This is a genomic window from Bacillus sp. AM 13(2015), assembly GCF_001518755.1.
In the GTDB taxonomy this organism is placed as follows: Bacteria; Bacillota; Bacilli; order Bacillales; family Bacillaceae; genus Bacillus; species Bacillus safensis.
Genome location: NZ_LKCP01000008.1, coordinates 82,716 through 96,721, shown reverse-complemented (window position 1 = coordinate 96,721; position 14,006 = coordinate 82,716). Strand labels below are relative to the sequence as shown.

Here is a 14,006-nt window from a genome sequence, read left to right as displayed (position 1 = left end):
TTTTACAGCAGGTTTGTCTCGTTCTATCGTCAAATCCGCCCTCTCTACCTTTCCGATCTTTGTAAACAAAAGCAAGCATATACCTGAAACAGCTTCAATGATGCCGCCAGCCGCAATGACATACCCAGATCCAAACAGTGTAGCCATATAACCGCCAATGAGAGCGCCTAACGGAATCATCAAGAAGGAAATCATGTTGATAATCGCGTACACTTGCGGCTGATCCTCTGCCTTTACTGACAATTGAATCATCGTATGTTCGGGTACGTTAACTGCACTAATGGCTGCTCCTAAAGCAAAAGCTGATATAAACACAAGTGGTAACAATGCGTTCATACCTGTGATGAAGAAGGCGATTCCATCAACAATCCCAGCACCTATAAACAGCAATCCATACCGATTCACTTTTATTTTTGTCAAAACAAACCCCATCAAAAATGCGCCTAGTGCGGTTGTGACTTTGATGAATGAATAGACGACCGGTCCACTATGTAAATCTTCAGTTAAATAAATAACAGACAATGCTTCCCATGGTGCCGCAGCAAAGTTTGAGCAGACACAAAAAATGGCTAACGGAAACAAAATATGATGGCTTCTAACAAGTGAAAAACCTCGAATTAATCTTTTGCCATAAGATAATCCTTTTTTGGCTTTATCGATGATGGCTTCTGTTTGATATGAAATCATGAACACCAATAAAGCGGACAAAAGATAAAGAGGAATGATCACAAGCATTGTATAGCCTACGCCTACAAATGCAATCATGACACCACAAATCGTTACCGTCACAAGTCTTACGACATGACTTGCTGATTGGATGGTTGCATTCGCCTTTTGTATGAGGTCCTCATGGACAAGCTTTGGAATAATCGATACAGATGCCGGTTCGTAGGAGCCTCCCGTCGCCGAATGAAGCAGCATGCAGCCAATGATGAGGACTAATGGTGTGAAACCATAAAAGTAACTAACCACGATCACAAGAATAATCGCTCCTCGTGTTAAATCAGCAAAGCACATCCAAAATTTCAATTGATGCGGCTTCATCATAGGCGTAATAAATGGTCCAACAATCGCTTGAGGGACAAAGCTGACCGCAATAAAAAAAGCTGTCCCTATTGCTCCTTTCCCTCCTAGTACCAAAAGCCACAAGATGGTGTTGAAAGATAAACTATCCGCTGTAATTTTGCACATTTTAGAAACAAATAGATAAGTAAAATTTCTTTTCCACAGGCTTTGAGCACTCAATAGTCGACATCTCCCTAAATCATATCCTTTTTTTTACATCCATATCTTTCACAATAGCTTACAAGAAAGCCTTCGTCAATTACTTCAACATTGTTTTTATTGACCATAAGCAATTGATTGTTGCTCCAATATGAAAAAGCACCAGACAGGTGCTTTTAACACTTACACGCTTCCCATAAAAGCCGCTTTGTTTTTTCATAAATCGAATCAAATTGATCCATGGAAAGAGGATTTTTCCCTAGACCAAGCTCAACTGTATAGCCCTCATTATGAAATTGATAAATAAACCAATCGCGATAGCCTGCATAGCTGTCGAGATATTGGATCGGTTTGTAGCCGCTCACTTGTTCGAATCGTTTGACCATTTCTTTTGAGATGGCTGGCTCATGGCCAAGAAAACCCCAATAAATCTCTTCTCCTTGTGTATGAAGGGCAATCAGCCGGTCAAATCGTTTTCGCAGCGCAAGATTTGCCATCGCTTTCGCTTCTGGTTCTGTTAATGGCTCGCGCCCAGGATAATCCCGGTAGGACGGTGCCTTCGACTGATGACGATAGTACTCGATCTCCCAATAAGCAGGGAATTGATTGTTTAAATCCACCCCTCGAATATTTGCTTTCCATTCCCGGTAATCGGAATATCCACCGTTTAGTAGTGTGAATTCTTCACGATGAAGACCTAGTGACTCCGGTCCATTACGAACCAAATCCACTCCATCTGGATTGACCATTGGCACGATGGATAAAGCGGTGGTCTGCAGAATATGAACCGCTTCATAATGTCTTGCCTGAACCGGGTCAGACGCTGCTAAGCAAAGCGATTTCAACCATTTTAATAAAACAGACGTCGTGATCCATTCATTTGCATGAAATGTGGCATTGAGATGAATAGAATGTAAATGCTGAACAGGCTCTGTTCGGATTTCATAAATAGGTGTATCAAGCACTGAATGACCAATGACGCTGATATGAAGAAAAGGAAATACGGCTTTCAAGCGGCTCAGCTCTTCTTCTAATTGAGCGCTATCATATTCAAATGTTCCATTGATCCAATCATCGGATTGCTGCAGTCTATAAGGCGCAATAAATTTCTGCACATCACCGATGGAATCAAATTCATGGACTCCTTCTGGAAGTCTATATCCCGGTAAAAGAAGGTCATCAGTGCTTGTTTGATTAGATAAATGAAAAGCAGCTTTGCCAATACCAAGCTGCTTTGCCACAGCATCCCTCTCCGCTTCATCCAGCTGCCATTCAATTTTTCCAAACGACGTTGTCTTCATTTACATCCCTCCTCTCATATTATATGAGCCGTCAGGCAAAAAAAGAAAACCTCTGCTTCTAAAAATAGCAGAGGTTTTTTCATCTATTAGGACGCCTTTTTCAGCTCCGTTTCACCTTCTTTTTTGGATGGTGAATGGTCGGGCTGTTTCGATCATAAAATCTAAGGAGATCTCCGTAGATGATTTGATCAGAGAATTGAAGCTCCTGCTTCGCCTTCTCTTCATAAGACTGACACAAATTTTTATCATCTGCTGGCTCGCCTGTCTCTTTATTGTAGCAAACACCATCTGTAAAAATGCTGTCCTTCGTAATAAAGCTTCCATCACGGAGTACTGTAAAGTCATTCGTATCTTTCGATAAAAGGTCATGACCAAATTGAATTTGTTTACTTGTATCAATGCCTAGAAGATTGAGTACAGTTGGACGGATATCGACCTGACCACCTACCGTATCAATTTCTTTTGGATGTTGATCCGTTACCCCTGGAATGTGTACAACAAATGGGACTTTTTGAAGCTGTACTTCTTCAAATGGCGTAATCTCTTTATTTAAAAATTGTCCCATGGCTTCGTTATGGTTTTCAGAAATTCCGTAGTGATCCCCATATAAAACAAAAATGGAGTTATCGTATAACCCAGCTTCCTTCATCTTTTTAAAGAAAAGCTTAAGGGCTTCATCTTGATAACGCACTGTAGGGAAGTACTTGTTCAGCGTTTTACTCTTTGAATCATATTCATCAATGAGCTTATCTTCTTCATCTAAATCAAAAGGGAAATGGTTCGTTAATGTAATCAATCTCGTATAGAAAGGCTGCGGGATCGATTTCATTAATTCAGCGGACTGCTCAAAGAACGGACCATCTTTCAGTCCCCAGCCAACTGAGTTTTCTTCATTCACATCAAATGATTTAATATCAAAGAACTTGTCGTAGCCAAAGCTATCGTAGATAAGATCACGGTTCCAGAAGCTTTTGTTATTCGCATGAATAACAGAAGAGTGGTAGCCCTCATCCTTTAACAGCTCAGGTGTCGCTGTAAACTCATTACTTGGATTTGTGAAGAACACAGCCCCTCTTCCAAGTGGATAAAGAGAATTATCTACAATAAACTCTGAGTCAGATGTTTTCCCTTGACCTGTTTGGTGATAAAAATTAGTAAAGTTATAGCTTTTCTTGATCAATTTGTTTAAAAACGGAGTAATTTCTTTCCCGTTTAATTTTTCATTGATCACGAAACTCTGTGTAGATTCAAGTGATACAAGAATGACATTTCGTCCTTTTGCTTGACCAAATGTCTTTTCATTACGGTCTGTTTGATTTGCGCTTACATAGTTTTCAATTTCAGTTAAGCTATTGCTGTCAGCAAGGGCTCGTTGGGCGGACTGCTTCGATTGCAATACCCCGTCATAAATATGAAAGTTATATAAGCTGATATTTTTCACCAGCATCTCACGGTCAAATGAGCGAGTAAGCAGTTCTGGTCTTTCTGTTTCAGCTAAACCAAGGTTAAAGAAAAATGTAGCTGCCACAAATAAGTAATATGCTGCTCGTTCTTTTCGTGAAACTGTGACATCTGTTCTAAAGGAAGGCTGTTTTTTATAGAGCCAAATTAAAATGATGATATCAACGAACATCAGTAAATCGACTGGTTCAATTAAAGAGGTAATACTTGACCCGAGGTCACCCATATTGTTTGTTTGAAATAGGACGGGGATGGTTAGAAAGTCACTATAGAATCGATAAAACACAATGTTGGCTAACAAAATGAATGTCAGGATAAAGCTTGTCACGATGATATATCGATTTCGATTTTTCTCTTTGAAAAATAAACCGATACCGAAGATAAACAAAAGAAAGCTAAGCGGATTAATAAACAGGATAAACTCCTGCATGAAATTTTCAATTTTAATATTGAAGCTAGATTTATAGATAACATAGGTTTTGACCCACATCAGCAATGTCGCAATCAGTAAAAATGAAATCGCCTTTAATCTATTCTTTCGCATTGTAACCTCCTTATGCTAAGCGCGCACCCAGGCTCAGGATATACCCTAATTATTGGTGCTTCTAGAAAAATAACTAAAGTATATCTTATCCTGTATATGATGGAAAATCAATGTCTTTTTCCTCATGACAAACTTATGAATATGCTAAACATCCAATTTCATGCCTATCTATCGCTTTTTTTAATAAAAATGACATCATTATGACTTTTTTGTTCAAGACAGCCATTTGGTTTTTGCCATCCATGCACCACCGATGACACCCGCATCGTTTCCGAGTGATGCTATCACCACTTCGACATCGTCTGCGCAAGGCGGGAACGCATGTTGTTTCACAACGCGTTCTACTTTACTGCGAAGAAGCTCACCTGCTTTTGAAACACCGCCGCCAATCACAATTTTCGTTGGGTTTAAAGCACTGGCAAGATTCGCTAGGACAAGTCCAAGATGTGTCGTCACTTCTTCTACGACACGCATTGCAAGATCATCTCCGTTTTCTGCCGCTTCAAATACATTCTTTGCTGATAGCGAAGCGAGCGTGCCAAGTGAAGATGTATGCTGCTCGGTTTCTAATTTATCCTTTGCAAGCCGGACGATGCCAGTTGCAGATGCGATTGTTTCAATACAGCCTGTTCTTCCGCAGTTACAAGGTGCTCCTTGAAATGGAACGGCACAAATATGGCCAATTTCTCCGCCAGCTCCTGTCTCCCCTTGAACAACTTCACCGTTGACGATGATGCCGCCGCCAACCCCCGTTCCAAGTGTGACCATCAGGATATTTTTTGCGCCATCTCCTGCACCCTTCCACATTTCACCGAGTGCAGCAATATTCGCATCATTTTCAATGACAGATGGAAGTCCTGTCTCTGCCTCTAGGTGATCTTTCAACGGATAGTTTGTCCAGCCCAGATTCGTTGTTTTATAGACGATTCCAGATACTTTATCTACAGGTCCAGGTGCACCCATTCCGATCCCAATAAGTGCTGATTTCGGCATACTGATCTCAACCAGTTTATGGTCAATTGATTTGGCAATATCGACTGTGATCGTCTGCCCGGATTTATCCGTAGGAATCTCCCACTTATGCTGAATTTCACCATATAGATTAATGAACGCAAGCTTAATTGTCGTACCGCCAAGATCAATACCTACAAACCAATCCCCTGTCATATGCCCTCCACCTTCACATTGTTTTTCGATTTAGTTTGGCTAACTCCATTTGAAGAATCGTCATTGCGTTTGACCATTCAGTCCGGTCAATGATGCCCGATGTATACATTTCCTTCAATTCGTCTGCCATAAATTCTAATTCTACTTCACGATCTCCGAAATACACATAATTTCCAAATCTCATAAGCAGCTGCTGTACATCATATAACGTTTTCATTGTTTCCACCATTTCTTCTCATCAACAGATAGGATAAGCGTATTCATAAATGCGCTTTCAGTCAAGTCATTCAACGTGTTTGACTATTTTCGATATATTGTTTCAGCTTTAAAAATTGATCATTTTGAGGATCTTGTTTTAATGCTTTCGCTAATAGATCATCTGCTTTCGCTGTCTCTCCTTTTTCTACGAATAACAACGATAAATGATACAGTTTATTTGGATCATCTGGATCTTTTTCAAGCGACTTTTGTAAAAATTGAATAGCCTTATCAAGTTGGCCCTGCTGCGCTTCCGATAGTGCATAAATATGAAGTGCCTCAGCTGATGCATCTTTTTCGTGTACATATTCCTCTAGTCGTTCACTTGCTTCGCTATACTTTTTCTCATCAAATAAACTCGCTGCCTCACTTGTTGCCGCTGCTTCCTTTTGATTATCTGAATGAAACCCTGTATACAATCCAAAACCACCAATCAAGAGCAAAGCAGCAGTCGCAAGAAGCATTTTGACAGGCTGCGTCTGTTTAGGAAGACGGACAGCTAATGCAGCGAAAAAGCCGCCAACCAGACCGCCAAGATGCCCTGCGTTATCAATACCTGATACAGTGAAGCCTATTCCTAGGTTAATGAGAATAATGACAATAATATTTGTCCCCATCGTCCGAAAGAAAAGCTTTCGGTTTGAGATAGCTAAATATAACAGTGCCCCTAAACAGCCAAAAATCGCGCCTGATGCTCCGGCTGCAATTGCCGTATTAAACACAAAGCTCGCTATGGAGCCAAAAATGCCAGAAATTAAATAGATGAGCAAAAATCTTCCTGACCCATAAATTCTCTCAACAGCCGCTCCAACTGACCAAAGAGCAAAAGTATTAAAGAGTAAGTGCGTCAAGCCAATATGTAAAAACATTGGTGTTATCAGGCGCCACCATTCACCCTCTAAAATCAGCACATTATTTTTAGCACCAAATGCAGTTAAAGTTGCCGTATTGGTACTTCCGCCAGATAGCTCAAGTAAAAGAAACATCACCACTTGGACAGCGATCAGCAAGTAGGTGAAAATGGGTCTGCCATTTTGAAACACGGCCCGTTCTCGTTCACGCTGTTTTTCCTGATCATCAAATGCCTGGAGCACGTTCCTTTTAAGCTGCATTGCATCCTCAGCTGTGTCTCTCTTCGCTTCTTCTACATCAACTGCAAGAGATGTATTCAGCCATTTTTGCAGTTCGTTTATATCGTTTTGAAGCGTGTCTGCATTGAGTAACACAGGAGTAACTGTCACCTTATTCTCTTTTTGCAGCTCACCGTTTAAGTCTTCCCAATCATCTACTGGAACATCAGTTGTAAATTGCAGCTGCAAGAGATGAAGCGATCGTTTACGCATAGCTTCTCTCAGCTGATTGATCCGATATGTTTGCTCCTCGATATCTCGAACGATCTCCTGTCTGAAATTCACATCTTTTCTATACAGACGAATGAGATCATAGCCTGAGTTTCGTGGTGCTTCAAAAAATATTTCATCTTCTGGGTACGGACTTTGAATCATCTCGTATCCTTTTTGTCTTAGTTCATCAACAACTCGCCAAAATAGACTATCTATGACATTCATACATTCGCGCTCCATTTTTTACATTATTATAACAAGAATCGTTCTGATCCGCATTTCAAAACAAAAAAATCCCGGCATTTGCGGGATTAGAATGCTTGGCGAATAAATTTCGTCCGAAAATATGGGATTTTCATCAGCCATTTAATCAAAAAGTGACGTACTTGATTTTGGCCTAAAATCAAATTCATGAGCCGATAACGATTTTGCACGAGAACGAATGCAAACAGTGTGAACACAATGCTCCAAATCATTTTATTCATCATATTCCCTCCTATGTTCGTATCGTGGCTTAAATAGGATTTGTTTATGCATGAACCAACATTTTTATCGCTTAAAAGCAGGCCTTCACAATCTAATCCCTTGTTCTTTTGATTGAATATAATAAACCTCTCCCTCTGATTGATCATAAGAAACGTCAAATTGATGAAGGTCGATTAAATCCTTGAAAGTATGAGGCAGCTTACAATTCCGCTCTAACCCCTCCACCTTGTGCGGGAAGTAACTGTCGTATGGATTTGGTGTATGAACATATACAGCGTCTAAACCAGGGTCATGCTCGTGAATACAAATCCAAGTTTGGTATGGCTTTTCAAAGCCTTCAAGCTGTTTTAACAGCCTATGATATAAAGCGATATGAGCTTTAATATGTTCTCTCCTTATTTTTAAGCTATTTTCCCCGACTCCAAAAAAATCAAGGTGCGTATGCGAAAAAGAGAACCACGAATCGTGGTCGAGCGTTAATTGATAAGTATTCACTTCCTCCCACATATTACGGAAGTATCTTTTCTTTCCACGAAATTTTTTCAAAACATATCCCCCCGTCAGCTAAAATGCTTTTTAATGAAGAATGTTGATCGCTATCGTTCATGTGACTTTTGATCACAAACAAGACCTTCGCTCAACACAAAAAGCCCGTTCATACGTATAAGCAGCGGACTTTATTTTATAAGATACCTTTCTCACTGACGATAATGGAGACCGGAATGTCGTGCGTTTCAACCGGAATCTGCTCGGTTTGCTGAACAGTCAAACAAAGGGCAAGGGTTTCACCGTGATAATCAGCTAAGTAGCGGTCATAATAGCCGCCCCCATATCCGATACGGTAACCTTGTCGATCAAAGCACACCCCAGGCACAATGATCAAATCGATTGATTTTTTAGATGCAGCGGCCGACGCCATAGGGTCGGGCTCCAATAGCCCAAAGTAGCGGGATATCATCTTCGTTTCTGGTGTATATTTATAAAACGTCATCTCTTTTGTTTCCGGAAAACAGGTGGGTACACATACTGTTTTCCCCTCCTGCCATGCTTTTTCAATGAGAGGCATTGTCGGTACCTCTTTTCCTCTAGACATGGTGAGTGCAATCGTATTTGCTTGTTTCCATGCTGGCAGCTGAAACAAGTGCTCATGAAGTAAAGCGGTGCTTCGCTCGAATTCCTCAGCACTCATCTGATCCAGCTTGGCTAATGTTTGAAGGCGGAGTTCCTTTTTCACACAGATCATCTCCCATCATAAAAAAACAGCAGGAAAATTCCCTGCTGCTTACTTTGTTTCACGATGTAAAGTTTGTTTTTTATCACGTGAGCAATACTTTTTGAATTCAACGCGATCTGGATTGTTTCGCTTATTCTTTTTAGTAATATAGTTACGCTCACCGCATTCAGTGCAAGCTAGAGTAATATTTACGCGCATGTTTTTCCCTCCAAACTAAAATCAATTCACATTCAGACCTAACTATAATACCACTTCTAGCTTAGGAATGCTAGAATGTTTTTTCACCAATTTCAATTTCAGTGCAATCCGTCTGCGTTCTGATCTATATCGTACGATCATTTCATGAAAAATGGCCTGCTCCCCTATAAAACGTCAATCTTTGTCGTACTGTATACATGAGAAACCCTCTTTTATTTTGACAGCGAGCAAGATTTTCATACTCGTTTTTCATATAAAAAGAAAAAAGATGAAAAAAAGGTGATTTTTTCAGCAATTCCTTTTGAAACTAGCTTTTTTATGGTATAAAAAAGAAGGGTCGAAAACTGTCTGAAACAATCATGAAAGCCTTTTATGGTTTTCAGCATTAAAATACGAATAAAAGGTGATGAAACATGGAAATTGCAATTATTGGATTGCTTGTTGTCAGTATCGTACTGATCGCATTCTCATATTTTCAAAGAGAGCCGATTAAAGAAGTCGAGCAGGAACTTGAAACACTTCAACTATCTGCAATGCAAGAAATCTATAAACTGAAAAAGAAAATGAAGGTTCTTGAAGAAGAATTGCTTGAAACAAACATCGTCGTCCGCAAACATTCAGAAATTGATCCATCTATCGCAAGACAAATCATTTCAAAGCATCAAAATGGCATGTCTCCTGAGGCCATTGCACGCGCTGAGCATGTATCTGTAGATGAGGTCAACATGATCATTAAAGACAACGAGAAGGTGCTTGTATGACGAAAAAAAGCATCCAAACGTTTGCGGCAGGTATGATTCTTGCAACTGGTGTTCTGGCAATCGTTTTTTTCCTCACTGGAAAAGATGAAGCGGCGGCTGATACGACCACAAAAGAAACGCTCGCAGCGAAAGTAACAGACACTGACGTGAAAAACTATTTAGACTCTAAAAAAGAAGTCTCCGTTAGCCGTGAAACATATCAGCAGCTTCTTGATTATAAAGAAAAAGCACTGAAAGCAAATGAAGACGGCGATTCTAAAAATGATAAAGAAACATCAGACAAGCCTAAAGGAAAATCGGTCAAATTCGTTATTAAAAACGGGATGAGCACAAGTGATGTTTCAGACATGCTTGAAAAGGACGGAATCATCAACTCGTCTAAAGATTTTAATGATTACGTGATTGACGCCGGCTACCATAAAGAAATTCGTGCAGGCAAGTTCAATTTAAAAACAGGGATGACGTTCAAACAAATCGTCAAAGCCTTAACAAAATAACAATAAAAACCCCTGGCGGCGCTGACCTCCAGGGGTTTTTGTTATCCAAATCGACCAGATATATAATCATTTGTTCTTTGATCATTTGGCTCAGAGAACATCACATTCGTATCATTGATCTCAACAAGCTCCCCCATTAAGAAGAAGGCTGTTCTATCTGATACCCTGGCCGCTTGCTGCATGTTATGCGTCACAATGGCAATCGTATATTTCTCTTTTAATTTCATAATCAATTCTTCAATCTTTAATGTTGAGACAGGATCAAGCGCTGATGTTGGTTCATCCATTAATAAGATATCTGGGCTTGTAGCAATGGCTCTTGCGATACAAAGACGCTGCTGCTGACCGCCGGAAAGACCTAATGCAGGCGCACTTAAGCGATCTTTCACTTCATCCCAAAGGGCAACATCACGAAGCGCTTTTTCAGCGATTTCTTTTAATTGCTGCTTGCTCTTCACCCCGTGAATTCTTGGCCCATAGACGACATTATCAAAGATAGATTGAGGGAATGGGTTTCCTTTTTGAAAGACCATCCCAACGTTTTTACGCAGTTCCACGAGATCGACACGGCCTTTTAAAATATTGTCACCGTTATACATCATATCCCCGGTGATTTTCACACCTGGCACTGTTTTGACCATGAGATTTAAGGTCTTGATAAACGTTGACTTTCCGCACCCGGACGGACCGATAATTGCTGTGACTTCATGCTCTCTTATGTCTAAATCAATATGCTTGAGTGCGTGATGCTGTCCATACCAAAGGTTCATATCATTCACACGAAACACTTCTTTTTTGGCTGTTTCAGTTGCTACTGCATTCATCAAAATCCACCCGCCTTATCCAAATCGACCATTGATATAGTCTTCTGTTTTTTGCTGCGCAGGACGTGTAAAGATACGTTCAGTGGCATCATATTCTACTAGATCACCGTTTAGGAAAAAGGCCGTATGATCAGATACACGTAACGCTTGCTGCATGTTGTGAGTCACAATGACGATCGAATAATCATTTTTCAAATCTGATAATAGCTCTTCAATTTTTGCATTTGAGATCGGGTCTAGGGCAGAAGCAGGTTCATCTAATAAAAGAACGCTGGGCTTCATCGCAAGTGTACGGGCAATACAAAGGCGCTGCTGCTGACCGCCGGATAATGACAAAGCTGAGCGGTGCAGACGATCTTTGACCTCATCCCAAAGCGCCGCTTTTGTTAAGCTTTCCTCTACCGCATCATCAAGCACTGATTTTCTTTTTTCACCCGCATACTTTAACGCATGGGTAATGTTATTGTAGATCGATTTAGGAAATGGATTTGGTTTTTGGAAAACCATACCGATCTCTCTTCTTAAATTGACCACATTAATGCGGTCATCCAAAATATTGAGCCCTTCGTACATGATCGCCCCTTCACTTCTCGCACCTGGGATCAAGTCGTTCATGCGGTTAATGCTGCGTAAAAAGGTTGATTTCCCGCAACCAGATGGGCCGATTAATGCGGTAATTGCGTTCTTCTCAATTTCAAATGAAATGTGATTGACCGCTCTTTTTTCCCCATAATAAATGCTTAAATCCTGCACCTGTAAAATCTGTTCTGCTTGAAGTGGAGCCTTTTTTGCTGCAATCTCTTTTTTTTCTGCTAGCATTTGAACCATATCCCCTTCACACCTTTCTCACATTATTTTGACGTAAGCTTCTTATGAATAAATGAACCAAGCCATCTAGCTGCTAAGTTGAATACTAAAACTGAAAGCACAAGTACGGCTGATGCACCATTTGCAATGGCCTCTGCATCTGGAATGATTCCTTGTGTATTGACGTTCCATATATGAACGGCTAATGTTTCTGCCGGTCTAAAAATATTCAGCGGTGACGTATCAGAAAATGGACTCCAGTTTGTAAAATCAAGACGCGGTGTGGTGAGGCCTGCTGTGAAAAGAAGCGCTGCTGCCTCCCCGAAAACTCTTCCTGATGCTAAAATCGCACCGGTAATAATAGAAGGAATCGCACCTGGAATCAGGACCGTCTTCACTGTATGCCATTTCGTCACACCAAGCGCTAGTGATGCTTCCTTTTGATCCTTCGGTACAGAGCGAAGCGCGTCTTCTGTCACCCTGACCATCACTGGCAGGTTAAACACCGTGAGCGCAAGAGCTCCTCCGATGATTGTATAGCCCCAGCCTGTTAAATTGACAAACATAAGTAAACCAAACATACCAATGACAATGGAAGGAAGTGAAGACAGCACTTCAATACATGTACGAATAAAATCAGTGACTTTGTTTTGAGGCGCATATTCAGCCATGTACACTCCGCCACCGACACCAAGTGGTACTGTGATCAGCATTGTAATAAACAAAATGTAAAACGAGTTAAACAGCTGATCCCTAATGCCGCCGCCAGAGCCAATTGCACTTGAGCGTGTTGTCAAAAAGTCAAAATTTAATTCTTTTGCACCGTTGAAAATGATATAAGAAAACAAACCAACTAGGATCGCCGTAATAATGGCGGCACATAATCCAAAAACAATCGTGGCAAAACGATCGGTCATTTTGCTATTCATTAAATCTTCCTCCTAGACGACAAGTATCTGATAATGAGTATGAACATAAACGATACAACTAGAAGGACAAGCCCCATTGACCAAAGTGTATTGTTCTCAACACTTCCATACGTTGTGTGACCCATGTTTAACGTAATAATGGTTGTTAATGTACCAGCTGTATCCATAATGCTCTCTGGTAAATTACGTGTGTTTCCAATGACCATTTGAACGGCAAGGGCTTCTCCAAATGCTCTCGCCATCCCAAGAACGACAGCTGTCATTAATGTTGGAAGAGCTGCTGGTACAAGCACACGTCTAATCGTTTGCCATCTTGTTGCGCCAAGTGCATACGATCCCTCACGCAAGCTTTTTGGAAGGGAAGCCATTGCATCAGTTGCAATAGATGTAACGGTTGGCAGAATCATAATAGACAGGACAATCGTTCCTGCTAACACGCTATGCCCTGAGCCGCTTGACTTGAAATGTCCGATAAACGGCACCAATACTGTAAGACCTATGAATCCGTAAACAACGGATGGAATCCCTACAAGCAATTCAATGACTGGCTGGAGAATTTTCCGGCCCCATGCAGGTGCAATTTCTGTCATAAAGATCGCTCCTGCGATGCCTAGCGGCGCTGCAATGAGTGCCGATAGAAGTGTGACGGCGATCGATCCAAAGATAAAAGGAAATGCGCCGTACTCCGGGTTTTCTGCTGTTGGGTTCCAATTGATACTGGTTAAGAACTCAATTGGGCTTACACCATTTACGATGAAAGATTGTAAACCCTTAATGCCAAGGAAGATGGTGATGGCGATGGATACTGCAATCATTAAGAATGCGCAGAATCTTACCAAAATACTTCCTCTTACTTCATCCATTTGCCTATTTTTCTTCGAGCTGATCAGCCGATCGCTCGCTTCTGTATGTTCTATCTGCTTCATCTTTTTCTACACTCCTATGAATGTCATAAAAGGAAAAGTGAAATGC

15 protein-coding genes and 1 pseudogene are annotated in these 14,006 nt (G+C 40.8%); 2 read left to right on the top strand and 14 right to left on the bottom strand.

Features of this window, described 5'->3' with window-relative positions; genetic code table 11:
- From AOQ70_RS01730 to rpmG, 10 genes and pseudogenes are all read right to left on the bottom strand, one after another.
- A partial coding sequence (locus AOQ70_RS01730; protein WP_059374632.1) for an MFS transporter occupies positions 1-1,245 on the bottom strand: 1,245 nt, incomplete at its 3' end.
- A gap of 155 nt (positions 1,246-1,400) precedes the next feature.
- Entirely contained in the window at positions 1,401-2,525 is a 1,125-nt protein-coding gene (locus AOQ70_RS01725; protein WP_059374629.1) for a M14 family metallopeptidase, read from the bottom strand.
- A gap of 86 nt (positions 2,526-2,611) precedes the next feature.
- Positions 2,612-4,530: pseudogene (locus AOQ70_RS01720) on the bottom strand (LTA synthase family protein).
- 213 nt (positions 4,531-4,743) lie between these two features.
- Positions 4,744-5,697, bottom strand: coding sequence for an ROK family glucokinase (locus tag AOQ70_RS01715; protein WP_039179975.1), 954 nt, complete (start codon positions 5,695-5,697; stop codon positions 4,744-4,746).
- A 13-nt stretch (positions 5,698-5,710) separates the two neighbouring features.
- Positions 5,711-5,914 carry a YqgQ family protein gene (locus AOQ70_RS01710; RefSeq protein ID WP_008342322.1) on the bottom strand — a complete coding sequence of 68 codons (204 nt, stop codon included), beginning with the start codon at positions 5,912-5,914 and terminating at the stop codon, positions 5,711-5,713.
- Between the two features lie 70 nt (positions 5,915-5,984).
- Positions 5,985-7,523, bottom strand: a complete 1,539-nt coding sequence (locus AOQ70_RS01705) for a rhomboid family intramembrane serine protease (RefSeq protein WP_059374625.1) — start codon at positions 7,521-7,523, stop codon at positions 5,985-5,987.
- Positions 7,524-7,609: 86 nt separating this feature from the next.
- A complete protein-coding gene (locus tag AOQ70_RS19635; protein ID WP_162473402.1) occupies positions 7,610-7,783 on the bottom strand; it encodes a hypothetical protein in 174 nt (57 codons plus the stop codon).
- A gap of 85 nt (positions 7,784-7,868) precedes the next feature.
- On the bottom strand, positions 7,869-8,330 hold the full coding sequence (locus tag AOQ70_RS01700; RefSeq protein WP_059374622.1) for a hypothetical protein: 462 nt from the start codon (positions 8,328-8,330) through the stop codon (positions 7,869-7,871).
- A 136-nt stretch (positions 8,331-8,466) separates the two neighbouring features.
- Positions 8,467-9,018: a 5-formyltetrahydrofolate cyclo-ligase gene (locus tag AOQ70_RS01695; protein ID WP_059374620.1), complete on the bottom strand. Its 552-nt coding sequence runs from the start codon at positions 9,016-9,018 to the stop codon at positions 8,467-8,469.
- Between the two features lie 48 nt (positions 9,019-9,066).
- Entirely contained in the window at positions 9,067-9,216 is a 150-nt protein-coding gene (gene rpmG, locus AOQ70_RS01690; protein ID WP_008360061.1) for a 50S ribosomal protein L33, read from the bottom strand.
- Positions 9,217-9,629: 413 nt separating this feature from the next.
- Here rpmG and AOQ70_RS01685 point away from each other — a divergent pair, with 413 nt between their 5' ends.
- Both AOQ70_RS01685 and AOQ70_RS01680 read left to right on the top strand, forming a co-directional pair.
- Positions 9,630-9,977 (top strand): hypothetical protein, encoded by a 348-nt coding sequence (locus AOQ70_RS01685; protein WP_024422989.1) that lies wholly within the window; start codon positions 9,630-9,632, stop codon positions 9,975-9,977.
- Positions 9,974-10,474 (top strand): endolytic transglycosylase MltG, encoded by a 501-nt coding sequence (locus AOQ70_RS01680; RefSeq protein WP_024422990.1) that lies wholly within the window; start codon positions 9,974-9,976, stop codon positions 10,472-10,474. Before AOQ70_RS01685 ends, AOQ70_RS01680 begins: the two co-directional genes overlap by 4 nt.
- A gap of 41 nt (positions 10,475-10,515) precedes the next feature.
- Here AOQ70_RS01680 and pstB (AOQ70_RS01675) read toward each other — a convergent pair whose 3' ends face one another.
- The 4 genes from pstB (AOQ70_RS01675) to pstC are packed head-to-tail and all read right to left on the bottom strand — an operon-like array spanning position 10,516 to position 13,960.
- On the bottom strand, positions 10,516-11,298 hold the full coding sequence (gene pstB / locus AOQ70_RS01675) for a phosphate ABC transporter ATP-binding protein PstB (RefSeq protein WP_039179987.1): 783 nt from the start codon (positions 11,296-11,298) through the stop codon (positions 10,516-10,518).
- Between the two features lie 15 nt (positions 11,299-11,313).
- Positions 11,314-12,126: a phosphate ABC transporter ATP-binding protein PstB gene (pstB, locus tag AOQ70_RS01670; protein ID WP_024422992.1), complete on the bottom strand. Its 813-nt coding sequence runs from the start codon at positions 12,124-12,126 to the stop codon at positions 11,314-11,316.
- Positions 12,127-12,149: 23 nt separating this feature from the next.
- Positions 12,150-13,034 (bottom strand): phosphate ABC transporter permease PstA, encoded by an 885-nt coding sequence (gene pstA, locus AOQ70_RS01665; protein WP_039179988.1) that lies wholly within the window; start codon positions 13,032-13,034, stop codon positions 12,150-12,152.
- A complete protein-coding gene (gene pstC / locus AOQ70_RS01660; RefSeq protein WP_047202305.1) occupies positions 13,034-13,960 on the bottom strand; it encodes a phosphate ABC transporter permease subunit PstC in 927 nt (308 codons plus the stop codon). Before pstC ends, pstA begins: the two co-directional genes overlap by 1 nt.
- Positions 13,961-14,006 lie beyond the last annotated feature (46 nt).

Excerpts from the sequence above, each read along its gene's own strand:
- AOQ70_RS01725 (WP_059374629.1), bottom strand. The coding sequence starts at position 2,525 with ATGAAGACAACGTCGTTTGGAAAAATTGAATGGCAGCTGGATGAAGCG.
- AOQ70_RS01715 (WP_039179975.1), bottom strand. The coding sequence starts at position 5,697 with ATGACAGGGGATTGGTTTGTAGGTATTGATCTTGGCGGTACGACAATT.
- AOQ70_RS01710 (WP_008342322.1), bottom strand. The coding sequence starts at position 5,914 with ATGAAAACGTTATATGATGTACAGCAGCTGCTTATGAGATTTGGAAAT.
- AOQ70_RS01705 (WP_059374625.1), bottom strand. The coding sequence starts at position 7,523 with ATGAATGTCATAGATAGTCTATTTTGGCGAGTTGTTGATGAACTAAGA.
- AOQ70_RS19635 (WP_162473402.1), bottom strand. The coding sequence starts at position 7,783 with ATGAATAAAATGATTTGGAGCATTGTGTTCACACTGTTTGCATTCGTT.
- rpmG (WP_008360061.1), bottom strand. The coding sequence starts at position 9,216 with ATGCGCGTAAATATTACTCTAGCTTGCACTGAATGCGGTGAGCGTAAC.
- AOQ70_RS01685 (WP_024422989.1), top strand. The coding sequence starts at position 9,630 with ATGGAAATTGCAATTATTGGATTGCTTGTTGTCAGTATCGTACTGATC.
- AOQ70_RS01680 (WP_024422990.1), top strand. The coding sequence starts at position 9,974 with ATGACGAAAAAAAGCATCCAAACGTTTGCGGCAGGTATGATTCTTGCA.
- pstB (WP_039179987.1), bottom strand. The coding sequence starts at position 11,298 with ATGAATGCAGTAGCAACTGAAACAGCCAAAAAAGAAGTGTTTCGTGTG.
- pstB (WP_024422992.1), bottom strand. The coding sequence starts at position 12,126 with ATGGTTCAAATGCTAGCAGAAAAAAAAGAGATTGCAGCAAAAAAGGCT.
- pstA (WP_039179988.1), bottom strand. The coding sequence starts at position 13,034 with ATGAATAGCAAAATGACCGATCGTTTTGCCACGATTGTTTTTGGATTA.
- pstC (WP_047202305.1), bottom strand. The coding sequence starts at position 13,960 with ATGAAGCAGATAGAACATACAGAAGCGAGCGATCGGCTGATCAGCTCG.